The 21,926-nt window shown below is 65.6% G+C and carries 17 protein-coding genes; 13 read left to right on the top strand and 4 right to left on the bottom strand.

The window, feature by feature from the left end; all coding sequences use genetic code 11:
• Window positions 1-20 precede the first annotated feature (20 nt).
• Window positions 21-620, top strand: coding sequence for an alpha/beta hydrolase (locus tag ACUJB0_RS26825; RefSeq protein WP_444847902.1), 600 nt, complete (start codon window positions 21-23; stop codon window positions 618-620).
• Here the strand turns inward: ACUJB0_RS26825 and ACUJB0_RS26820 are convergent.
• Window positions 605-2,008 (bottom strand): ABC-F family ATP-binding cassette domain-containing protein, encoded by a 1,404-nt coding sequence (locus tag ACUJB0_RS26820; RefSeq protein ID WP_444847901.1) that lies wholly within the window; start codon window positions 2,006-2,008, stop codon window positions 605-607. The two genes, ACUJB0_RS26825 and ACUJB0_RS26820, sit on opposite strands and share 16 nt — an antisense overlap.
• 239 nt (window positions 2,009-2,247) lie before the next feature.
• On the opposite strand from ACUJB0_RS26820, the gene ACUJB0_RS26815 reads away from it, so the two are divergent.
• Window positions 2,248-3,147, top strand: a complete 900-nt coding sequence (locus ACUJB0_RS26815; RefSeq protein WP_444847900.1) for a helix-turn-helix domain-containing protein — start codon at window positions 2,248-2,250, stop codon at window positions 3,145-3,147.
• A gap of 100 nt (window positions 3,148-3,247) precedes the next feature.
• Here the strand turns inward: ACUJB0_RS26815 and ACUJB0_RS26810 are convergent, their stop codons facing one another.
• Together ACUJB0_RS26810 and ACUJB0_RS26805 are read right to left on the bottom strand one after the other, a co-directional pair.
• Window positions 3,248-4,555: an MFS transporter gene (locus tag ACUJB0_RS26810; RefSeq protein WP_444847921.1), complete on the bottom strand. Its 1,308-nt coding sequence runs from the start codon at window positions 4,553-4,555 to the stop codon at window positions 3,248-3,250.
• 59 nt (window positions 4,556-4,614) lie between these two features.
• Window positions 4,615-5,463: a TauD/TfdA family dioxygenase gene (locus tag ACUJB0_RS26805; protein ID WP_444847899.1), complete on the bottom strand. Its 849-nt coding sequence runs from the start codon at window positions 5,461-5,463 to the stop codon at window positions 4,615-4,617.
• A gap of 420 nt (window positions 5,464-5,883) precedes the next feature.
• Between ACUJB0_RS26805 and ACUJB0_RS26800 the strand changes: the two genes are divergently transcribed.
• The 11 genes from ACUJB0_RS26800 to ACUJB0_RS26750 all read left to right on the top strand — a co-directional run bounded on the left by ACUJB0_RS26800 (window position 5,884) and on the right by ACUJB0_RS26750 (window position 20,842).
• Window positions 5,884-7,518: a methyl-accepting chemotaxis protein gene (locus ACUJB0_RS26800; protein WP_444847898.1), complete on the top strand. Its 1,635-nt coding sequence runs from the start codon at window positions 5,884-5,886 to the stop codon at window positions 7,516-7,518.
• Between the two features lie 175 nt (window positions 7,519-7,693).
• Window positions 7,694-10,360 (top strand): TonB-dependent receptor, encoded by a 2,667-nt coding sequence (locus tag ACUJB0_RS26795; protein WP_444847897.1) that lies wholly within the window; start codon window positions 7,694-7,696, stop codon window positions 10,358-10,360.
• Window positions 10,361-10,409: 49 nt separating this feature from the next.
• Entirely contained in the window at window positions 10,410-11,243 is an 834-nt protein-coding gene (locus tag ACUJB0_RS26790) for a hypothetical protein (protein ID WP_444847896.1), read from the top strand.
• Window positions 11,244-11,310: 67 nt separating this feature from the next.
• A complete protein-coding gene (secD, locus tag ACUJB0_RS26785; RefSeq protein WP_444847895.1) occupies window positions 11,311-13,164 on the top strand; it encodes a protein translocase subunit SecD in 1,854 nt (617 codons plus the stop codon).
• Between the two features lie 45 nt (window positions 13,165-13,209).
• Window positions 13,210-13,689: a hypothetical protein gene (locus ACUJB0_RS26780; RefSeq protein ID WP_444847894.1), complete on the top strand. Its 480-nt coding sequence runs from the start codon at window positions 13,210-13,212 to the stop codon at window positions 13,687-13,689.
• 69 nt (window positions 13,690-13,758) lie between these two features.
• Window positions 13,759-17,346, top strand: coding sequence for a DUF748 domain-containing protein (locus ACUJB0_RS26775; RefSeq protein ID WP_444847893.1), 3,588 nt, complete (start codon window positions 13,759-13,761; stop codon window positions 17,344-17,346).
• A 1-nt stretch (window position 17,347) separates the two neighbouring features.
• Entirely contained in the window at window positions 17,348-18,202 is an 855-nt protein-coding gene (locus ACUJB0_RS26770; RefSeq protein ID WP_444847892.1) for an EamA family transporter, read from the top strand.
• Window positions 18,203-18,254: 52 nt separating this feature from the next.
• The gene (locus ACUJB0_RS26765) at window positions 18,255-18,545 is read left to right on the top strand and encodes a hypothetical protein (protein ID WP_444847891.1); all 291 of its coding nucleotides are present in this window, start codon (window positions 18,255-18,257) and stop codon (window positions 18,543-18,545) included.
• A 59-nt stretch (window positions 18,546-18,604) separates the two neighbouring features.
• Window positions 18,605-18,922: a hypothetical protein gene (locus ACUJB0_RS26760; RefSeq protein ID WP_444847890.1), complete on the top strand. Its 318-nt coding sequence runs from the start codon at window positions 18,605-18,607 to the stop codon at window positions 18,920-18,922.
• Window positions 18,923-19,024: 102 nt separating this feature from the next.
• Window positions 19,025-20,221 (top strand): alanine transaminase, encoded by a 1,197-nt coding sequence (gene alaC, locus ACUJB0_RS26755; protein ID WP_444847889.1) that lies wholly within the window; start codon window positions 19,025-19,027, stop codon window positions 20,219-20,221.
• An 84-nt stretch (window positions 20,222-20,305) separates the two neighbouring features.
• Window positions 20,306-20,842, top strand: coding sequence for a hypothetical protein (locus ACUJB0_RS26750; protein WP_444847888.1), 537 nt, complete (start codon window positions 20,306-20,308; stop codon window positions 20,840-20,842).
• Here the strand turns inward: ACUJB0_RS26750 and ACUJB0_RS26745 are convergent.
• A complete protein-coding gene (locus ACUJB0_RS26745) occupies window positions 20,839-21,852 on the bottom strand; it encodes a zinc-binding alcohol dehydrogenase family protein (RefSeq protein WP_444847887.1) in 1,014 nt (337 codons plus the stop codon). The genes ACUJB0_RS26750 and ACUJB0_RS26745 overlap by 4 nt on opposite strands.
• Between the last annotated feature and the right edge of the window lie 74 nt (window positions 21,853-21,926).

Below are 21,926 nucleotides of genomic sequence, written 5' to 3'. Positions count from 1 at the left end.
GGGAAGGTTGTGATATTTTCATGCTTTCCATTCGGGGAGCGATCGATGAAAAGAATGCGTTGGTGGGGCGCGTGGCCTTGTTCCTGGCCGACGGCTACAACGTCGCCATCTTCGGCCTGCCCAGCGACACGCCCGCGCTCGACTACAGCGACCGCGTCAATCCCAAGCACCTGGCCGACGTGCGCGCCGCGCTGGACTTCGTGCATGGCAAGAGCCCGGTGCCGGTGTGGCTGGTCGGCACCAGCCGCGGCACGATCTCAGCCACGTACGCCGCCATCGGCAGCGTGGACGACCCCAACATCGCCGGCCTGGTGCTGACCTCCAGCGTGACCGCCTTCAAGAAGGAGGGTGCGGTGCCCACCCAGAACCTGGCCGCGCTCAAGCTGCCGGTGCTGGTGGTGCATCACGCCAGCGACGCTTGCGTGATCTGCCGCCCGCACGAGGTGGACTGGATCATGAAGGGCCTGAAAAACGCGCCGGTCAAGAAGCTGGTGATGATCACCGGCGGCGGCCCGGTCAGCGGCGATCCGTGTGAGAGCTATCACTATCACGGCTACATCGGCCAGGAAAAGGAAGTGGTCGACCAGATCGCGGCCTGGATGCATCAGCCCGCCAATTGAAAAGTCTGATGCACGCCGATCTGCCGCAGGAAGTTTTCGTCGTGAGAAATCAGCACCAGTGCGCCGGGATAGGCGCGCACCACCTCGATCACATGCTGGCGCATCCGCATGTCCAAGTTGTTGGTGATTTCATCGAGGATCAACAACGTTGGCGGCTTGGCCGCGATGCAGGCGAGCGAGAGGCGCGCGCGTTCTCCACCGGACAGGACCGCGACCCGCGCGTGCACCATGTCGTTGTGGCGAAATAAAAAATCGCTCAGATGTCCGCGCAGGGCGGTCGCGTCCCACGTGGGGACGACGCTTTGCAGCGCCTGCAAGACGGAGTGGTCCGGATCGATATTCGCGTAGTGCTGATCCAGGTAGCCTATCTCGTCCGGAGGCGGCGTGAACCAGTCGCCGCTGCGCGTCACGTCCGCCGCGCCCATGATCGCCTGCGCCAGCGTGGACTTGCCGCTGCCGTTCGCGCCTTGCAGCACCAGCCTTTCGCCGCGTTCCAGGTGCAGATGGATGCCTTGCACCACAGGCTGCGCATAGCTGGCCGCGCCGTTTGAAATTTGCAGCACGGTGTGGCGCGACGATGGCGCCGCGTCAAGGTGAAAGCGCGGCACGATGACGGGATCGGTACGCAGCGCTTCCATCTGTTCGAGCAGTTCCAGCTTGTGCTCCTTGATTTCTGCTTGCTTGCGTCCCGCCGTGGTGTTACCACGGCCGAGCTTGGTGGGAGACTTCACGGTCGGCCACCTGCGGTTCTCGATGTTTTTCACGCCGCGTTCACGGGCGCGGCTGGCGCGTTCCTGTTCCTGCATCAATGCCTGATGGGTGTTCTGCCTGGCGAGCGCGATGGCCGACAGCTGCTTCTCCAGCGAGGCATGCTGCCGCTGGCGTTCCGCCAGATAGTCGGAATATTTTCCTGTGAAGACTTCGATGGTCCCGGAGCGTATCGACCAGATCGTGTCGCAGACCTGGTCCATCAAAGCCTCGTCGTGCGTCACCAGGATCACGGCGCCGTAAAAGGCCTTGAGCATGCGCGCCAGCGAACGCTTGTTGTCGGCATCGAGGTGGTTGGTCGGCTCGTCCAACAGCAACAGGTCGGTCGCCGAGGCCAGCGCGGCACTGAGCGCGCGGTTGACGCGCTGGCCGCCGCTCAACTGTTGGTCTCCGTGCTGCACCTGCGCCAGGTAACCGATGCCCAGCCCGGGACTGGCGTGCACGCTGCCCTCCGCCGGATCGAGCAGGCCGCCGATGAGTTTCAGCAGGGACGATTTTCCGCTGCCGTTGTCGCCGACAATGGCAATGCGTTGCCCCCATTCGACGGTGGCATTGAAGGCGGAAAAACAGATTTTATGTGGGAAGGCAAGGCCCAGGCCTTGCAGCTGAATCATGGACATGAGTACGCTCGCGATAAATCGAATCAAGGGGCAGATCTGACGTGTGCCCGTAGAGGGCGATTAAGCGAGCGTGTTCATTTCGGGTAGGTCCTCATGTGTGGAGCGGGAATTATATGCCAGGAAAGCGGAAAGTGGCGACGCGTGCGCGCCACGCGGGGGCGAGACAGTACGCATTGATGATTTGACATCAAGACTGCCGCGCTCGATAATCGGCGCTCAGCCATTTGCCGAGACGAGCCATGGGTACCGCGATAGACAATACCGAAGTGTTGAAAGACTGGTTCCTGCGCAGCGGTGTCCATACGCCGCTGCACACCTGCATCGGTCCCTTGCCGAGTTCCCGGGCCTCGATCGTGCGCTGGACCAGCAACCAGCCGGACGCGATGATCCAGACCATCAGCTCGCATCCCAACGACTACCGCATCGCCATCATGCTGGAGCCGGTCGACGCCCGCATCTGGCTGCACGGCCAGCCGGTGTGGGGCGGGGTGATCGCGGCCGAGCGCTTCCGCATCTGTCCGCCCAGCGGCGCCAGCCAGTGGAGCCGGCTGAGCAGCTGCGACATCGTCAACCTATTCGTGCCGGCCGCGCTGATCGACAACCTGAACGGGCTGCGCGAAACGCCGCTGAGCCTGGGCGCCCAGCAGTTCACCTCGGACCGCCACGTGATGGAGCTGGTGCGCCGCATGCTCAACGGCGACGCCATGGCCGGGCCGCTGCAGTCGCAGTATTGCGACGGCCTGATGGTGGCGCTGCTGAGCTATCTGCTGGAACACTACAGCCGGCCGGCGGCGGCGCCGCAGTCCAGCACGCTGGGCGGCGGACGCCTGCGGCGCGTGCTGACCCACATGGGCGCCAACCTGGCCACCGGCGTCAGCAACCGCGACCTGGCGGCGCTGTGCGGCATGAGCGAGGCGCATTTCTCGCGCGAGTTCCACCTGGCGTTGGGCCTGCCGCCGCACCGCTACCTGATGAAGATGCGGCTGGAGCAGGCGCGCACGATGCTGCTGGCCGGCGGCCGGGCGATGGCCGACATTGCCGAGGCCTGCGGTTTCCACGACGCCAGCCATCTGTCGCGCACCTTCAGCCGCCACTTCGGCACGCCGCCCGCGAAGTTCCGCCAGCAGCGCGGCAACTAGAAGTCGTTTCAAAAAGACCGCAGCGTCGTTATGGCCCCTCGCCGTGCATTCGCACTGTCTTCGGCGCCACGCCTAGCTGCGCTCATTTTGAAACAACTTCTTATTGTTTTAGCAGCTGGCGCGAAAAACTCACCACCGCGCCCACCGCCGCGAAGCCGGCCGCGACCATCAGCGCGTACACGGTGCCGCGCGCATCGGACAGCGTGAAGCAGTAGGCCACCAGCGCCGCGCCGGTGGCCTGGCCGCTCAGGCGGGCGGTGGCGACGATGCCGCTGGCGCTGCCCGCCCGCGCGCGCGGCGCGCTGCCCATGATGGCCTTCATGTTCGGCGCCTGGAAGAAGCCGAAGCCCACGCCGCACAAGGCCATGCGCCAGCCGATGTCGAGCGCCGAGGCGTCGGCCGGCAACGCAACCAGCAGCAGCATGCCTCCGCTCAGCACCGCCAGGCCGATGCCGCCCAGCGTGCCGGGCGGGTAGCGGTCGCTCATCCAGCCGCCCAGCGGCCCCATCACGGCAACCAGCGCCGGCCACGGCGTGATCAGGAAGCCGGTGTCGATCGGCGAGCGGCCCAGCGTGCGCTCGAAGAAGAAGGGCAGCGACACGAAGGCCAGGCTCTGCACGGCGAAGGTGCAGAACGCCGTCAGCGCCGACAGCGCGAACATCGGCTTGCGGAACAGATCCACCGGCAGCAGCGGCGCCGCGTGGCCGCGCTGGCGGTGCAGCAGCAGCGCCCAGCACAGCGCCGCGCCGGCGATCTCTGCCGGCAGGCGCTGCGGCGCGTTGCCGTGCGCGGCGTCGCCCAGCGCCAGGATCGTCAGGCCGAAGGCGCCGACGTTGTACAGCGCGGCCAGCGCGTCAAGCCGGTGCGCTTCGCGCGGGGTCTGCGGCAGCGCCTGGCTGGCCGCGCCCAGCGCCAGCAAGCCCAGCGGGACATTGATCGCGAACAGCCACGGCCACGACGCCAGCGACAGGATCAGCGAGGCCGCGGTCGGCCCCACCGCGAACGCCACCGCCACCACCAGCGCGTTGGTGCCGAAGCCCTGGCCCTGGCGCTCGGCCGGGTAGATGGCGCGGATCAGCGCGGTGCTGACCGCCATCATCGCGCTCGCGCCCAGGCCCTGCAGCAGGCGCGCCGCCACCAGCGCCGGCAGCGACCACGCCAGCGCGCAGCCCAGCGAGGCCAGCGTGAACAGCACCAGCCCGCTCAGCGCGACACGGCGGTAGCCGGCGATCTCGCCCAGCGCGGCGCACGGCAGCAGCGTGGCCACCATCGCCAGCTGGTAGGCGTTGACGATCCACACCGACGCTGCCGGCGTGGCGTGCAGCTGCGCGGCCATCGACGGCAGCGCGGTGTTGGCGATCGCCGTGTCCAGCGAGGCCAGCGCCACGCCGGTCATCAGCGACAGCATGGCCCAGGTGCGCTCGGCCGGCGGCAAGCCCGCCTCGGCGGCGGCGCAGGCGCCCGCGCTCAATCGCGCACCACGCCGGATGGGCCAATGCGCTCGGCGTTGGGCACGTCCGACATGCGGATGCGGATCAGGTGGCGGCGCTCGTCCGTGTAGGTGGTGCGGCCGTGCAGCACGCGGTGGTTGTCGGCCCACAGCAGGGTGTCGGTGGGCAGCTGCTGCTTGAAGCGCGGCGCGCTGTGCTCGGCCACCTCGTTCAGCAATGCCAGCGCGTTCACCAGCGCCGGCGTGGCCAGGTCGGGCCGCACGGCCAGGCCTTTCTGGATCGCGTCGTAACGCCAGCGCAGCGTGAAGCGGTCGCCGTCGCGGCGCGGCGGGCCGAACACCGGCGCCACGAAATGCTCGATGGCGGCGTCGCCGGCCGCGTACACGGCCGGCACGCGGAACGGCACCGGCGTTTCGCTCAGCAGCTCGTAGGCGGCCTGGCCGGCCGCGGTTTGCTGCAGCGTCTGGTAGATCGCCTCGCCGTCGATCAGCAGCGAGTGGCCGCCCTGGCAGTCGGCCGACTGCACCACGTACAGGATGAACTGTTCCTCCGGCATCGGATAGAACGAGGAATCGGTGTGCATGTCGGCGCTGCCGACGCGCTCGGAAAAGGTGGTGAAGCGGGCGGCGTTGTGGGCCTCGGGGCGCGACTTGACGTCCCACGCCACGCGGCCGGTGCGCTGGTCGGTCGAGGTGGGGAAGCCCAGCATTAGCGTCAGCGCGTAGAGGGCGGCGTTGCGGCGGTCCTCGCTCAGGCCTTGCAGGCCGAGACCGCCCAGCACCACGCCGTTCGTGCCCTGTCCGCGCAGCTGCCGGGTCAGCCTGCCCAGCGCGCCCACCTCGCTCAATTCGGCCCGCAGCGACACCTCTTCCGGGTGGGCATAAAAGCCGTTTTCATTAAATCCATTGAAACGACGGGTTAATATTTCATAGATGGCATTTAAATCGCTTCCCCAGTTGATGTCCGCCGATGTAATAGCGACATTATTAATTGCATTGAATGAACTGGGCATAAGAATTCCTTTTTGATTAAATCGAATGTTGCTTCTAAGAAGTTCGGATATTCTAAGTCCATGCCATTCCGTTTACTGTTGTTTTTAATGAGTCAAGGAAACTATTATTTCTTCTGTTGATATTAATAAATGCTTTGAAAACAATATGTTGCGAATAGTCTACAAGGCCGTAATACCCGGCGCTTGGCCGATTCCGCTTGCGCTATGATGAATGCCGTCCACGTCCGCAAAGCGGCCAGTTACTATCAAATTAAACGTTGAAGGACTAGCATAATGAAATGGTTTAATTCGCTGCGTCTAGGACAAAAGCTGGGGTTGGCATTCTCCGCCGTATTAGCACTCACGGTGCTGGTGGGGGTTTTATCCGTCTGGGAACTGGCTCAGGTTAATAATACGTCCAAGCGGTTTTCCTCCCGCTGGATGCCCAGCATCCGCGTGATCGAGGACATCAAGTCGCAGATCGCGCGCATCCGCACCCGCGAGCTGCAATACATCATCTCGTCCAACGTGGCTGACATGGACAAATACGACCAGGTGATCGCCAAGGACCTGGTCGACCTGAAGAAAATGCAGGACGAGTTCGTGGTGCTGGCCAGCTCGCCCGAGGAGCGCGCCATGTACGGCAAGTTCGTCGACATGTGGGCGCGCTACATGGAGGAGGACGGCAAGATCCGCGCCGCCGCCCGCGCCAACAACGACGACCAGGCGCGCGCGCTGATCCGCGGCGAGTCGAACAAGCTGATCGTCGCGCTGCGCGGCCAGGTCGACCAGCTGGTCGATTACTACACTGACGGCGGCAAGGTGGAAGCGGTCGAGGGCGACCGCCGCTACAACTCGTCGCGGGTATGGATACTGGGCCTGGTGATCGGCAGCGTGGCCTTCGGCGCCACCGGCGGCCTGATGATCACACGCTGGATCACGCGCAGCCTGGGCGGCGAGCCGGACTACGCGACCGACATCGTCAGCCAGATCGCCGCCGGCGACCTGGGCGTGACGGTCGAGACCCGCTCCGGCGACACCACCAGCCTGCTGTACGGCATGCGCACCATGCGCGACAACCTGGAGAAAATCGTCGGCGAGGTGCGCGGCGCCACCGGCGTGATCACCCACGCGTCAGGCGAGATCGCGGCCGGCAACCTGGACCTGTCCTCGCGCACCGAGCAGCAGGCCAGCTCGCTGGAGGAGACCGCCGCCTCGATGGAGGAGCTGACCTCGACCGTGCGCCACAACGCCGACAACTCGGCCCAGGCCAACCAGCTGGCCAGCTCGGCCGCGAGCGTGGCGCAGAAGGGCAGCGCGGTGGTGGCGCAGGTGGTCGACACCATGGGCGCGATCAACACCTCGTCGCGCAAGATCGCCGACATCATCGCCGTCATCGACGGCATCGCCTTCCAGACCAATATCCTGGCGCTGAACGCGGCGGTGGAGGCGGCCCGCGCCGGCGAGCAGGGACGCGGCTTCGCGGTGGTGGCGACCGAGGTGCGCAACCTGGCCCAGCGCTCGGCGGCGTCGGCCAAGGAGATCAAGGACCTGATCAGCGAATCGGTCGGGCAGGTGGAGAACGGCAGCAAGCTCGTGGCCGAGGCCGGCGCGACGATGAACGAGGTGCTGGAAAGCGTGCAGAGCATGGCCGGCGTGATGGCCGAGATCAGCCACGCCAGCCGCGAGCAGAGCGCAGGCATCGAGCAGGTCAACCAGGCCATTTCGCAGATGGATACCGTGACCCAGCAGAACGCCGAGCTGGTCCAGCAGGCGGCGTCGGCCGCGCAGGGTTTGCAGGACCAGGCCGCCACGCTGTCGCAGCTGGTGAGCGTGTTCCGCCTCAAGGATGGCGGGCGCGGCGCGGCGCCGGCGGCGCGGCCGGTGCGCGACAAGCAGTGGCCGGCGCTGAGCGGCGCGGTGCGCTAGTGAACGCTAACGCCGGCGTGCTGCCGGCGTGGTCAGCGCCCCACAGTTTGCACTGCGGCATGGGAATGCCAGCAGCTTAGTACAAAAACAGCAGTCCTGTCCGTGACCTGAGCACGCCGACAAAACACACTCCGTGTCAGTTGAAGTCCTTTCATCAAACTGTCACGGAGTGTCCATGTTGCAAATTCGTCCCATCGTTCGTGCCGTCGCCCTGCTGTGCGCAGGCGCCGCCCCCTTGACCGCCGCCGCCCAGGTCAGCGCCGACGCGCCGCCGCGCGTGGAAATCACCGGCTCGCGCATCAAGCGCGTCGATGCGGAAACCGCGTCGGCGGTGCAGGTTATCACAGCCGAGCAGATCGCCCGTTCCGGCGCGGCCACCATCAGCGACGTGCTGCGCGACCTGCCGGCCGGTAACAGCGGCGCCTACACGTCGGAAGGCACGCCCGGCCAGGCCTTCGGCTCGGCCGGCATCTCGCTGCGCGGCCTGGGCGCGGGCTCGACGCTGACGCTGATCAACGGCCGCCGCGTGGCGCCGTTCGGCTTCGGCTCGGCCTCCTTCGTCGACACCAATTCGATCCCGGTCGACGCCGTCGAGCGCATCGAGGTGCTGCTGGACGGCGCCTCGGCGATCTACGGCGCCGACGCCATCGGCGGCGTCATCAACATCATCCTGCGCAAGAACTACGAGGGGCTGGCGCTGAAGGTCTCGGGCGGCACCTCGGCCTACCACGACGGCAACACCGGCGACATCGGCCTGACCTACGGCAAGGGCACGCTGGCGCAGGACGGCTACAACTGGCTGCTGAGCCTGTCCCACCGCGACACCAGCCCGGTGTTGGTCAACGCCCGTCCGCGCACCAAGGATTCCGACTTCCGCCGCTACGGCCTGGCCGACCGCCGCTCGTCGTTCTCCAGCAACGCCTACACCGCGTCCGGCACCACCGGCGGCACCTTCCTCGGCATCATCGGCGACTGCCCGGCGCTGGTGGACGCCGGCTCGCCGCTGAACGGCCGCTGCATCAACGACAACACCAGCGCCGTCACGCTGCAATCGAAGAGCCAGCGCGACAACATCTACACCGCGCTGACCTACGACCTGGGCCGTGGCTGGGAAATGTTCGGCGACGCCGCGCTCAGCCGCAGCCGCCAGATGTCCAGCATGTACAGCTACGCCACCAACTCCTACGGCGCCTACACCAACGACCTGGTCGACAAGTACGGCCTGTACGGCAACGCGCCGGGCACCACCATCAGCTACCTGCTGCTGCCGGCCAGCCATCCGCAGAACAAGTGGGGCAAGACGGTCGGCGTGCGTTACCTGTTCAACGACGTGCCGACCACCATCGCCAGCGAGAGCCGCAACATGCGCGGCACGCTGGGCGCGCGCGGCACGCTGGGCAAGTGGGACGTGGAGGCGGCCGCCATGTTCTCGCGCTCGCTGACCGACACGCGCTACCACGGCTACATCCAGGACAAGGTGCTGATCAACGACGTGCTCGACGCGGACGGCCTGGTGCGCAACAGCTTCCTGCTGCACAACCCGGGCGGCAACGATCCGTCGCTGATGGCGCGCCTGTATCCCGAGCTGAACAACCATGCCGACACCAGCACCAGCAGCGTCGACGTGCACGGCAACCGCGAGCTGTTCACGCTGCCGGGTGGGCCGCTGTCGATCGCGGTCGGCGCCGAGTACCGCCACGAGAAATTCGACGCCATGCCGGACCAGCTGTTCACCGACGGCTCGATCCAGCTGATCGGCATGACCGGCGCCAACGGCTCGCGCAGCGTGACCGCCGCGTATGGCGAATTGTCGGCGCCGGTGCTCAAGACGGTCGAGCTGAGCCTGGCCGCGCGGTCCGACCGCTACAGCGATTTCGGCTCGGCCTTCACGCCCAAGGCCGGCATCAAATGGAGCCCGATACCGCAGCTGGCCTTGCGCAGCACCTACGCCGAAGGCTTCCGCGCGCCGTCGCTGCCGGAGCTGCACGCCGGGAACACCAACGGCTACACCAAGGTGCTCGATCCCAAGCGCTGCCCGGTGTTCACCGCCGGTAACGACGACTGCGAACGCTACGTGGCCTACACCACCGGCGCCAATCCCGACATCAAGGCCGAGAAGTCCAGGAGCCTGACGGTGGGCTTCGTGGCCGAGCCGGTGCCGGGCTGGTCGCTGTCGGTAGACGCTTACCACATCAAGCGGCGCGACGAGCTGTCCACCATCAGCGCCAGTTACCTGCTGGAGAACGAGGCCAAGTTTGCCGACCGCATCGTGCGCAATCCGGTCAGCGGCAAGCTCGATCACCTGAGCCTGATCACCGCCAACCTGTCGTCGACGCAGACGCGCGGCGTGGACGTGGACGCGCGCGGCAGCTTCACCGTGGGCAACTGGGGCCGCGTGTCGCTGACCGCCAGCTACAACCGCATGAACAGCTACGAGAGCACCGACGTGCCCGGCAACGATCCGGTCGACTACGTCGGCTACTACCTGCAGCCGAAGAACCGCGGCCGCGCCGGCGTGGCCTGGGATCGTGGCCCGTGGGATGCCAGCGTCAACTGGAACTACGTGGGCGGCTACTCGGTCAAGAGCACGCCGGACACGGCCTGCTCGTTCCAGGCGGCCAACCCGCAGCTGTGCGACGTCCACTCGTGGCTGACGGCCAGCGCCTACATCGGCTACAAGGGCTTCCGCAACCTGGAGCTGTCGCTGTCGGTGCAGAACCTGGCCAACAAGGAAGCGCCGATGGACGCCAGCCAGCTGGCCTACCTGCAGGGCTACGGCACCTCCTACCATAGCCAGCTCGGCCGCTACGTGCAGCTGACCGCCAACTACAAGTTCAAGTAATCAACCCAGGCGCCGGCCCAGTGCCGGCGCCGCTCTATGAGTTTTTTCCATGTACAGAATTCTTCTTGCGTCGATTGCGCTGCTGCTGTCGGCCTGCAGCACCATCGCGCCTATCGACCACAACAACGATGCCTTGCGCGTCGAATGCCACTGGGACTTGCAATACCCGAGCGTGGCGCCGGCCGACGCCACGCTGGCGCAGCTGCGCGAGGCCGCCACGCGCCGCCTGGCCGCGCTGAACCTGAACGCGCAGTGGGAGCTCAACAGCGAAGGGGCCAGCGCCGAGGCCTTCACCGACAGCGAGCCGGACCGCCAGCGCCTGCATCGCCTGCTGAGCGTGGTGCTGCCGGGACTGGAGCGTTATCCGTCTTCGTTCTTCGCCAACGTCCGCCTGCACAACATCGTGCTGGTGAAGGAGCTGGCGGTGGGCGGCCAGCGCCGGCTGGCGATGCCGATGGCCGAGGTCGACAGCGTGGCCTACGCCGACAACAGCGCCAAGCTGTGCCCGGCCGGCATGGAGATGCGCGTGCATCACGAGTTCTACCACTTCATCGACTACCGCGAGCACAACGACTACTACCACGCCGATCCCGCGTGGCTGGCGCTCAATCCGGCGGAGCTCACCTACGGCAAGGGCGGCGCCACGTTCTACGGCAAGAACCTGCAGGACGTCGGCCACGCCAAGCCGGGCGTGGTCAGCCTGTATTCCAGCTACGGCCAGGAAGAGGACAAGGCCGAAACCTTCGGCTGGATGATGACGCCGGACTACGCCGCGCGGCTGGACCTGTACGCCATGCAGGACACCAATCTGGCGGCCAAGGTGCGCCACATGCGCGAGCAGTTCCGCAAATACAGCCAGGCGGGGGATGTGAAAAATAATTAATTGTCGGGCTTGCAATCGATGCAGGCAGCCGCAGCTTAGGTCGGTCTTTTCTTAAAAAGCGATTAAGATGAACCGTTACCCGCTGTGGAAGTACATCGTGATTGTGATCACGGTGTTGTTGGGCGCGCTCTACACCGCGCCCAATTATTTTGGACAGTCGCCGGCGCTGCAGATCAGCAGCGACAAGGCCAGCGTGCGCGTGGGCGCGGAGCTGGTTGGCAAGGTCGAGACGGTGCTCAAGCAGGCGCAGGTGCCGTTCAGCGCCGTGGCCTTCGATGGCGAGCACGCCTCGGTGCGCGCGCGCTTCGCCGATCCCGACACGCAGTTCCGCGCCAAGTCGGTGCTGGAGAAGGGCTTGAACGCCGATACCGCCGACCCCAACTATCTGGTCGCGCTGAACCTGCTGTCCGACACGCCGCAGTGGATGCAGAAACTGCACGCGTTGCCGATGTACCTGGGCCTGGACCTGCGCGGCGGCGTCCACTTCCTGATGCAGGTCGACACCAAGGCCGTGCTGGACAAGAAGCTGCAGGGCGTGCAGTCCTCGCTGCGCAGCGTGTTGCGCGACAAGTCCGTGTTCCATGGTGGGATGACACGCGTCGGCGAGACGATAGAGATCAGCTTCCGCGACGAGGCCACGCGCCAGAAGGCCCACGACCTGATCGCCGGCCAGGGTCCCGAGCTGCTGCTGGCCGATGTCGCCGATGGCGCGCAGCTGAAGACCGTTGTGCGGCTCAAACCCGAGGCGCTGCAGCAGACCATCAACGAAGGCGTGGCGCAGAATATCGCGACCTTGTCCAAGCGGGTGAACCAGTTGGGCGTTGCCGAGCCCATCATCCAGCAGCAGGGGCCGGACCGCATCGTGGTGCAACTGCCTGGCGAGCAGGACGTGGCGCGCGCCCGCGCCGTCATCGGCCGCACGGCCACGCTGGAAGTGCACATGGTCGATGAGACGATCACGCGCGGCACGGAAATGGGCGCGGAGATTCCGCTCAACTCGCAGCTGTACACGATGGGCAGGGATGCGCCGGCAGTGCTGTACAAGGACGTCGTGCTGACCGGCGACTACATCACCAGCGCCACCGCCGGCCAGGACGAGAATAACCAGCCGGCCGTGTTCATCGACCTCAACACCGCGGGCGGACGCAAGATGTCGGCCGCCACCAGCGACCGCGTTGGCAAGCACATGGCCATCGTGCTGATTGAAAAGACCGGGAAGCCGGAGGTGATCTCGGTGGCCACGCTGACCAGCGAGCTCAACGCGCACTTCCGCACTACCGGCGTCGGCACCGCGCAGAACGCGGCCGACCTGGCGCTGATGCTGCGCTCGGGCGCGTTGTCGGCGCCGATGGAGATCATCGAGGAACGCACCATCGGCCCGCAGCTGGGTGCGGAGAATGTCGCCAAGGGCCTGCATTCGACGATCTACGGCTTCGCCGCGATTGCCGTGTTCATGATCGGCTACTACATGCTGTTCGGTTTCTTCAGCGTGCTGGCGCTGGCCTGCAACTTGTTGCTGCTGCTGGCCTTGCTGTCGCTGATGCAGGCCACGCTGACCTTGCCCGGCATCGCCGCGATCGCGCTGGCGCTGGGCATGGCGATCGACGCCAACGTGCTGATCAACGAGCGCATCCGCGAGGAGCTGCGCGGCGGGGCCACGCCGCAGCAGGCCATCGCAACCGGCTTCGACCGGGCGTGGGCCACCATCCTCGATTCCAACGTCACCACCTTGATTGTCGGCGTGGCGTTGTGGGTGTTCGGCTCCGGCGCGATACGCGGCTTCGCGGTGGTGCATTGCCTGGGTATCCTGACGTCGATGTTCTCGGCGGTGTTCGTCTCGCGCGGCGTGGTCAACCTGTGGTACGGGCGGCGCAAGAAGCTGGCGTCGCTGTCCATCGGCACGGTCTGGCGCGGCAAGTAGCGGGTGAGGGATAATGGCTGTTCTTAACCTCATCAAGGAGATCACATGAAACAGCTATTGCTTGCTTGCGCGTTGCTAGGTGCGTTTGCCGCCCATGCCGATGAAGCCGCCTCGTGTTCGGCGTCCGCCGGCAGTTATCGCAGCGGTGTGGTGGTGAAGGGGCCGAAGTTTTCGCACGGCCAGTTCCGCAAGGGAGTGGAGTTGTCGCACACGCACCTGAAGATGAAATCGGACCAGGACGGCAAGGTCTACGATGTCGCTATCGATAATGTCTTCGCCAGCGGCTTCGTGCCGAACCAGAAGACCGTGCCGGCTTCGCTGAGCGGCATCCGCGTGAACGACCGGGTGGAAGCCTGCGGCCAGTTGTACACGGACGGCGGCGTGGGCATCCACTGGGTGCACACCAACTGCGGCAAGAAGCCGACGCAAGCCAAGCCCGATGGCTGGCTGAAGGTGATCTCGGCCGATGGTCAGCCGGGCCAGAATATCGAGGACAACCAGCAATACTGTTCCGTGTTCAACTAAGCCCGGTATTGCCATGCTTGCTATACTGTTGCCTGTGAGAGAAATTTTCAGGGGAATAGTTTGCAGGCTTTGAACAAACGATGGAAGCGATGGGGCGTGGGCGTGGCCGGCGCGATGGGTGTGTATGCGCTGGCGGGCGGCTGGCTGCTGCCTTATGCGATCAAGAGCCAGCTTCCAAAGTTTGTCGAGACAGAGCTGGAGCGCAAGGCCAGCATCGGTGAGGTCAGCTTCAATCCCTTCACGTTGCGGTTGGCCGTGCAGCAGTGCCAGCTGACCGAGGCCAATGGTGCGCCGTTGTTCGGCGTCGGCGGGCTGGAGGTGGAGATGCAGTGGCGCTCGCTGCTGCGCCGCGCCTGGAGTTTCGCCGATATCCGCATCGTTGCGCCGACGGTGCAACTGGCTATTGCGCCGGATGGCAAGTTCAATATCGCCGAGTTTGTCGAGACGCTTAACAAGCGCAAGCACGATGACAGCGACAGCGGCATGCCGCGCCTGATCATCGAGCATTTCGCGCTGGAGCAGGGCAAGGTCGACATGCATGACCGGCATGCGGGCTACAACGATACCTTTGCGCCTATCGCGTTCACGCTGAACAACCTGAGCACGCTGCCCGATGAGAACGGCGATTACACGCTGAGCGCGGACGCCGGCCTGGGCGGCAAGCTGCGCTGGAAGGGCACGAACGCGCTTAATCCGATTGGTGGCAGCGGCGTGTTGACGCTCGATGCCGTGGCGCTGCCGGGGATGTCGACTTACCTGAAGTCGTTTGCGCGGGTGGCGGTGGTTGATGGGCGCTTGTCGGCCAAGCTGCCGTACAAGTTCGCTTACAAGGATGGGCAGCTGGAGGCCAACCTGTCCGGCGCCGGGCTGGCGTTGAACGATCTGGTGGTCAAGCGCGATGGCGCGGCCGAGGCGTTCGTCAAGTTGAAGCAGTTCGATGTCAGCGATGTGGGCGTGGATCTGCTCAAGCGTACGGTGACCGTTGGCGGCCTTCACGTCAACGACGGGACGCTGGCGGTACGCCGCGATGCCAAGGGCGAGCTGGATGTGGCGAACCTGATGGTGCCTGCCGCGCCAGCACAGGCGGCGAAGCCCGCGCCAGCGACTGCGGCCGGGGCCGCATCTGCGGTAGCCGCCACGTCCGCACCGGCGGCGGCAGCCAAGTCCGCGTCTGCGGTGGCGGCGACGCCTGCTGCTGCGGCCAAGTCCGCATCTGCGGTGGCGGCCACGCCTGCGGCGACGGCCAAGCCTGCGCCGGCGGGTAACTGGAAAGTCCAGCTCAAGCAGCTCGCGCTGGACGATATCGCCGTGGCGGCGGTGGACGAGACTGTCAGCCCCGCGCTGAAATTCAACGCGGACAAGTTGAAACTGAACCTGCAACTGCAGGCCGAACCCACCACCGATGGCCTCAAGCTGAACATCGCCGACGCGGCCTTCTCGGTGGACAACCTGTCGCTGAGCAGTGGCGCGATGACGCCGCTCAAGCTGGCGCAACTGGGCTTCGAAGGCGGCGAGATCGACCTGGCCGCGCACCGCGCCAGCCTTGGCCGTCTGCATTTCGACGGCGGCCAGCTGGACCTGTCGCGCGACAGCAAGGGCCGGTTCCGGTTCCTGGACACCTTCCCGAAAGCGGGCAGGGGCGCGCAGCCGCCGGCCAAGAATGCGCCGGCCTCGGCACCGTGGACCGCCAATATCAAGACCGTCGAGTTCAACAAGTTTGGCGCGCGCTACGATGACGCGAGCAGCGGTATCAAGGGCAATCTGCAAGACTTCAATCTCAAGCTGACCGACGCCAGCACCGACCTGAAGAAGCCGCTGGCATTCGACGGCGCGGTGGCGCTGCGCGAAGGCGGGCAGCTGACGGCCAAGGGCAAGGTGGTGCCATCCACCGGCGCTGTCGATACCGACCTCAAGCTGACCAAGCTGGCGATCGCGCCGGTGCAGCCGCTATTGTCCAAATACGTCAAGCTGAAGATCGCCGACGGCAGCATCTCGGGCCAAGGCCGCTTGCACACCGGCGCCGGCGGTAAGGCCGATCCCGGCTTGCGCTACGACGGCTCGCTGGAAGTGGCCGAGCTCGCCCTGAACGAGGAAGACAACGACCGCTTCGCCCACTGGAAATCGGTGCGCGCCGACAAGCTGGCCTTCGGCCTGTCGCCGGATCTGCTGGACGTGGCCGAGCTGCGCGTCATCGAGCCGGACGCCACCCTCATCATCGAGAACGACCGCAGCTTCAACGCCCAGCGCTTGCTGGTGACGCAGCCTGCCGCGCCGGCGCCCGCTACCAAGCCCGCCGTCGCATCGGCGCCGGCCGCCGCGTCCGCCGGCAAGTCCGCCGCGCCGGCCGCCGATCCGTTCCCGGTGAAGGTGCGCCGCGTGCGCTTCGAGAACGCCAAGCTGGCCTTCACCGACCTGAGCTTGCGGCCGCAATTCGCCGCCAAGATTTATGAATTGGGCGGCGTGATCACCGGTCTGTCGTCCAAGCGCGACGCCAGCAGCCAGATCGAGCTGGACGGCCGCGTCGACGACTACGGCCTGGCGCGCATACGCGGCAAGCTCAACCCCTTCGTCCCGGCCGACAACACCGACATCAACGTCGTGTTCAAGAACGTCGACATGGTGTCGGCCTCGCCGTACAGCATGAAGTTCGCCGGCTACAAGATCGCGCAGGGCAAGATCTCGCTGGACCTGGAGTACAAGGTCGCCAAGGGCCAGCTCGAAGGCAACAACCACATCGTGCTCGACAATCTGACCCTGGGCGAACGCATCGACAGCCCGGACGCGCTCAAGCTGCCGCTGGAACTGGCGCTGGCCATCCTGAAGGACAGCGACGGCCGCATCGACCTCGGCGTGCCGGTCTCAGGCAACATGAACGATCCGCAGTTCAGCTACGGCTCGGTGGTGTGGAAGGCGATCGGCAACATCATGAGCAAGATCGTCACCTCGCCGTTCCGCGCGCTGGGCAATCTGTTCGGCATCAGCGGAGACAAGCTGGAGTCCATCGACTTCGATCCGGGCAGCGACACGCTGCTGCCGCCGGAGCGCGAGAAGCTCAAGCAGGTGGCGCAGATCCTGGCGAAGAAGGCGCAGCTGAAGCTGTCGGTGCCGGGCCAGTACAGCGAACAGGCGGACGGCGCGGCCCTGCGCGCGCAAGCGCTGCGCCGCGTGGTGCTGGCGCGCGCCGACATCAAGCTGGCGGCGGGCGAGCAGCCTGGCCCGCTCGACATGGGCCAGCGCAAAGTGCGCGGCGCGGTGCGAGACCTGTACGCCGAACGCTTCGGCGCGGCCGAGCTGGACAAGCAGAAGAAGGCCGCCGAAGCCGCCGCCGGTGCAGCCGCCGGCGCCGATGCGGCCGCTGCCGATGCCGCGCAAAAGAAACTGCCGATGCTGCAGCGTCTGGGCAAGCTGGTGCAGGGCGAGCCGCAAGTGGCGGACGCGACGGCCTTCTACGCCAAGCTGCAGGAGCGCCTGGAGCAGAAGCAGCCGCTGCCGGCGGACGCCTTGCCGCAACTGGGCGCGAAGCGTTCGGCCGCGATCCTGGCCGCGTTGAAGGGCGAGGGCGTCGATGCCGCCGCCGCGCAGACCACCGGGCCGGAACCGGTGGAGGGCGGCACCGGCAAGCCGGTCGCGTTGAAGCTCGGCCTGTCGGCAAAATAGGATGACCGATACCAAACAACACGCGGGCGGCAGCGCTCTGCTGGCAGGCTTCGCGCTGTTGACCAGCCAGCTGTCGCTGAACTTCGGCGCGGCGATGGCCAAGCATCTGTTCCCGCTGGTCGGCGTGGAAGGCGTGACGGCTTACCGGGTCGGCATCGCTGCGGTGCTGATGCTGCTGATCTTCCGCCCGTGGCGCACGCCGCTGACGTGGGCGCAGGGTGTCAACGTGGCGATCTACGGCAGTGTGATCGGCCTGATGAACCTGCTGATCTACCGCTCCTTCGACCGCATCCCGCTGGGCATCGCGGTGGCGATCGAAGTGGCCGGGCCGTTGACGGTGGCGGTGCTGTCGTCGCGCCGGCCGCGCGATTTCGCCGCGGTCTGCCTGGCCGCGGTGGGCTTGTATTTCCTGTTGCCGATTCATGGCAAGGTCGACCAGCTCGATCCGGTCGGCGTGCTGTACGCGGCAGGCGCGGCGGTGTGCTGGGCCTTGTACATCGTGTACGGCAAGCGGGTGTCGGTGATGCATGGCGGGCAGTCGGTGGCGTGGGCGATGCTGGCGGCGTCGCTGTTCATCGTGCCGATCGGCGGCTGGTATGGCGGCGCGGCGCTGTTGACGCCGGCGTATCTGCTGATCGGCCTGGCGATCGCGGTGATGTCCAGCGCCTTGCCGTACACGCTGGAGATGCTGTCGATGCGCACGCTGTCGTCGCGCACCTTCAGCATGTTCAGCAGCGCCGCGCCGGCGCTCAGCGCGCTGGCCGGCTTCGTGGTGCTGGGCGAACATCTGACGCTGACCCAATGGCTGGCCATCGGCAGCATCGTCCTGGCCTCGGCGCTGACCTCTTTGCGTTAAGTCAAAGCTGCTGAGCTTGCCTGCGGCGGGGACGGCGGCCTAAGATGTGAGCATGGACATCGAGACAAAACTCACTGGGCTGGAAGAATCGATCGCCGAGACGCGTGAGCGCGTGATAAAGATCGAGACCCGCCTCGATCACATGGACGCCAATATGGCTACCAAGGCGGACTTGGCTAATCTCAGCGCCACAATGATCAAGTGGATCGTTGGCATGGTAACCGGCGCTGGACTGGCAGCTATCACAGTGATGACCTTTGTGCTGAACAACGCGGTGCCGCCTAAGGCCACGTCGGCCGCCGTGCCGGCACCCATCGTCATCCAACTGCCTCCCACCAAATAACCCGCGTTGCATTTGTGACTAGTTCGTGGCAGCATAGCCGCTTACTGGAGGAGTCACCTATGCAAATCGCCCGAGCACAACAACCGATCGCCGCCGCCACTGTCTCGCTGATCGCGTGGGTGCTGTGCGTGGCCGCCTTCCTGCCGCCGCTGAACAAACATACGCTGGACTCGGTGCCGCTGATGATCTTGGCCGGCGTCGGCATCGCGGTCAGCTTCATCGTGCACCTGGTGTTCATCGGCTTGTCGGCGCAACGGCTGGGGCGTTCGCCGGTGCTGTGGGTGATCATTTGCGTGTGCGTGTTTCCGGTGGGTTCCATCGTCGGCCTGATCCTGTTCGAGTGGTTCAGCGACCAGGAAAAACAAGCCCGCGCGTAAAAAGGCTATTGCAAAAAGCCGAACCCTTCGGCTAGTATGGATACCGATGCAACATTGCATCGACGTCGCTCGGACGGTTCCGGGCGCTTACGTGAGACATCCATGACTGACACCCAAACTCCGCGCAGCTTTTCGCGCATCGATCGCCTGCCTCCCTACGTTTTCAATGTCACCGCCGAGCTCAAGCTCGCGGCGCGCCGTCGCGGCGAAGACATCATCGACATGTCGATGGGGAATCCCGATGGCGCCACGCCGGCGCACATCGTCGAAAAACTGGTCGACACCGTGCAACGTCCCGACACGCACGGCTACTCGGCCTCCAAGGGCATACCGCGCCTGCGCCGCGCGATCACCAAGTGGTACAAGAACCGCTACGAGGTCGAGTTCGATCCCGACTCGGAAGCTATCGTCACCATCGGCTCCAAGGAGGGCCTGGCGCACCTGATGCTGGCCACGCTGGACCAGGGCGACACGGTGCTGGTGCCAAATCCCAGCTACCCGATCCACATCTGGGGCGCGGTGATCGCCGGCGCCAACATCCGCTCGGTGCGCATGACGCCCGGCGTCGACTTCTTCGACGAGCTGGAGCGCGCGGTGCGCGAGAGCTATCCCAAGCCGAAGATGATGATCCTCGGCTTCCCGTCCAACCCGACCGCGCAGTGCGTTGAGCTGGAGTTCTTCGAGCGCGTGGTGGCGCTGGCCAGGCAGCACAACATCTTGGTGGTGCACGACCTGGCCTATGCCGACATCACCTTCGACGGCTGGAAGGCGCCATCCATCATGCAAGTGCCCGGCGCGCGCGACGTGGCGGTGGAATTCTTCACCATGTCCAAGAGCTACAACATGGCGGGCTGGCGCATCGGCTTCATGGTCGGCAACAAGGAGCTGGTGGCGGCGCTGGCGCGCATCAAGAGCTACCACGACTACGGCAGCTTCACGCCGGTGCAGGTGGCGGCGATCGCCGCGCTGGAAGGCGACCAGAGCTGCGTGAGCGAGATCTGCGCGATGTACCAGAGCCGCCGCGACGTGCTGCACAAGGGCTTGTGCGAGGCCGGCTGGCCGGTGGACAAGCCGAAGGCGTCGATGTACATCTGGGCGCGCATACCGGAGCAGTACCGCCACCTGGGCTCGCTGGAGTTCTCCAAGCTGCTGCTGGCCGAAGCCAAGGTGTGCGTGTCGCCCGGCATCGGCTTCGGCGACTACGGCGACGAGTATGTGCGTTTCGCGCTGATCGAAAATGAGGCGCGGATACGACAGGGCCTCCGCGGCATCAAGGCCATGTTCCGCAAGGCCGAATAAATCTGCGTGGACTTTACGCCGCATCAAACGCGAGGTTTGATGCGGCAGCTACTGTGTTCCTGAATTCCTACAGGAGCATCCACCATGTCTTCCCCTCCCGTCAGCGATAGCACGCGTCGTTTGCTCGACGCCGTCAGGAAACTTGAACGCACCCTGCAATCGGTCGGCTTGCCGCGCCTCCTGGCGCGGCTGCCGGTATGTTGGCTGTGCTGGCATTATTGCCGCACGCTGGACCAGAAGATCATCCGTATCCAGCGCATCGCCGGCAAGTTCGAGCAGTGGCTGCCCGCCATCCGCGCCTACTCGGGCGAGGGCGCGGCGCAGCTGGAACTGATCGACGTCGACCTCAGCATGCGCAACGATATCGAAGTCACCAAGAACACCATGTGGGAGCTGCGCAGCTACTGCCTGGACATCGGCCGCATGTTCGACCAGCTGGGCTACCAGTCGCCCGGCCTGCGGCGGCGTCAGGCGCTGTTCCTGCAGATACTGGAGAGTTCGTGCGTGTCGGCCTGCACCATGCAGGATGCGCTGGCCGAGCACGACAACGCGGCGCTGGCCATGTTGCGTGCGCGCCAGGCGCTGGAGCGCGCCCGCACCGGTGAAGCGCCGACCGTTTAAAAGCCTTCCAGCACGATCTTGCCCTTGGCGCGGTTGCTCTCGATGAGGGCATGCGCGCGCTTCAGGTTGGCCGCGTTGATCTTGCCGTAGCGTTCGGCCAGCGTGGTCTTGATGACGCCGGTATCGACCAGCGTGGCCACGTCGTTCAGCAGTTGATGCTGCTTCTGCATGTCGGCCGTGGCGAACATCGAACGGGTGAACATGAATTCCCAGTGCAGCGACACGCTCTTGCGCTTCAGCAGGCGCACGTCGATGGCGGCCGGATCGTCGATCAGCGCGACCTTGCCTTGTGGCGCGACCAGTTCGGCGATGGCGTTCCAGTGGTGGTCGGTCTGGTTCAGGCTGGCGACGTAGTTCACCGGCGGCAGGCCGAGGCGGGCGATCTCTTCGTTCAGCGGCTTGGTGTGGTCGATGACGTGGTGGGCGCCCAGCTCCCGCACCCAGGCCGCCGTGTCGGGGCGCGAGGCGGTGCCGATCACGGTCAGGCCCGTGAGCTGGCGCGCGAGCTGCACCAGGATGGAGCCGACGCCGCCGGCCGCGCCGATCACCAGCAGCGACTGGCCGGACGCGCCCTTGTCGCGGCTCACTTCCAGCCGTTCGAACAGCAATTCCCATGCGGTGATGGCGGTCAGCGGCAGCGCGGCGGCCTGGCCGAAGTCGAGCTTGCGCGGCTTGTGGCCGGCGATGCGCTCGTCCACCAGGTGCAGTTCGCTGTTGGTGCCGGGACGCATCAGCGCGCCGGCGTACCAGACTTCATCGCCCGGCTGGAACAGTGTGACGTCGGGACCGACCGCCTTGACCACGCCGGCAGCGTCCCAGCCGATGACTTTGCTCTCGCCTTCGGCCGGCGCCATGTTGGCGCGGATCTTCACGTCCACCGGATTGACCGAGATGGCTTTCACTTCGACCAGCAGGTCGTGGCCGGCCGCTTGCGGCGCCGGCAGGTCGACGTCGATCAGGGCGTCGTCGTGGGTGATGGGAAGGGACTTGCGGTAGGCAACGGCTTTCATGGAATACTCCGGTCGATTAAGGATGGGAGTATCATCATTTATTTCGTGGCCTTGAAAAAGAGGCTGATTAGCGA

Source organism: Duganella caerulea (genome assembly GCF_040362985.1).
Classification (GTDB): Bacteria; Pseudomonadota; Gammaproteobacteria; order Burkholderiales; family Burkholderiaceae_D; genus Rugamonas; species Rugamonas vulcania.
The sequence above is the reverse complement of the archived record's forward strand: the minus strand, read 5'-3'. Positions and strand labels throughout refer to the sequence as shown.

What these genes read in the sequence shown, in the direction of transcription:
- ACUJB0_RS26770 (WP_444847892.1), top strand. Translation starts at nt 17,348, where the DNA reads ATGACCGATACCAAACAACACGCGGGCGGCAGCGCTCTGCTGGCAGGC.
- ACUJB0_RS26795 (WP_444847897.1), top strand. Translation starts at nt 7,694, where the DNA reads ATGTTGCAAATTCGTCCCATCGTTCGTGCCGTCGCCCTGCTGTGCGCA.
- ACUJB0_RS26810 (WP_444847921.1), bottom strand. Translation starts at nt 4,555, where the DNA reads ATGCTGTCGCTGATGACCGGCGTGGCGCTGGCCTCGCTGGACACGGCG.
- ACUJB0_RS26745 (WP_444847887.1), bottom strand. Translation starts at nt 21,852, where the DNA reads ATGAAAGCCGTTGCCTACCGCAAGTCCCTTCCCATCACCCACGACGAC.
- ACUJB0_RS26780 (WP_444847894.1), top strand. Translation starts at nt 13,210, where the DNA reads ATGAAACAGCTATTGCTTGCTTGCGCGTTGCTAGGTGCGTTTGCCGCC.
- ACUJB0_RS26750 (WP_444847888.1), top strand. Translation starts at nt 20,306, where the DNA reads ATGTCTTCCCCTCCCGTCAGCGATAGCACGCGTCGTTTGCTCGACGCC.
- ACUJB0_RS26820 (WP_444847901.1), bottom strand. Translation starts at nt 2,008, where the DNA reads ATGTCCATGATTCAGCTGCAAGGCCTGGGCCTTGCCTTCCCACATAAA.
- ACUJB0_RS26765 (WP_444847891.1), top strand. Translation starts at nt 18,255, where the DNA reads ATGGACATCGAGACAAAACTCACTGGGCTGGAAGAATCGATCGCCGAG.
- ACUJB0_RS26825 (WP_444847902.1), top strand. Translation starts at nt 21, where the DNA reads ATGCTTTCCATTCGGGGAGCGATCGATGAAAAGAATGCGTTGGTGGGG.
- ACUJB0_RS26790 (WP_444847896.1), top strand. Translation starts at nt 10,410, where the DNA reads ATGTACAGAATTCTTCTTGCGTCGATTGCGCTGCTGCTGTCGGCCTGC.
- alaC (WP_444847889.1), top strand. Translation starts at nt 19,025, where the DNA reads ATGACTGACACCCAAACTCCGCGCAGCTTTTCGCGCATCGATCGCCTG.
- ACUJB0_RS26815 (WP_444847900.1), top strand. Translation starts at nt 2,248, where the DNA reads ATGGGTACCGCGATAGACAATACCGAAGTGTTGAAAGACTGGTTCCTG.
- ACUJB0_RS26760 (WP_444847890.1), top strand. Translation starts at nt 18,605, where the DNA reads ATGCAAATCGCCCGAGCACAACAACCGATCGCCGCCGCCACTGTCTCG.
- secD (WP_444847895.1), top strand. Translation starts at nt 11,311, where the DNA reads ATGAACCGTTACCCGCTGTGGAAGTACATCGTGATTGTGATCACGGTG.
- ACUJB0_RS26800 (WP_444847898.1), top strand. Translation starts at nt 5,884, where the DNA reads ATGAAATGGTTTAATTCGCTGCGTCTAGGACAAAAGCTGGGGTTGGCA.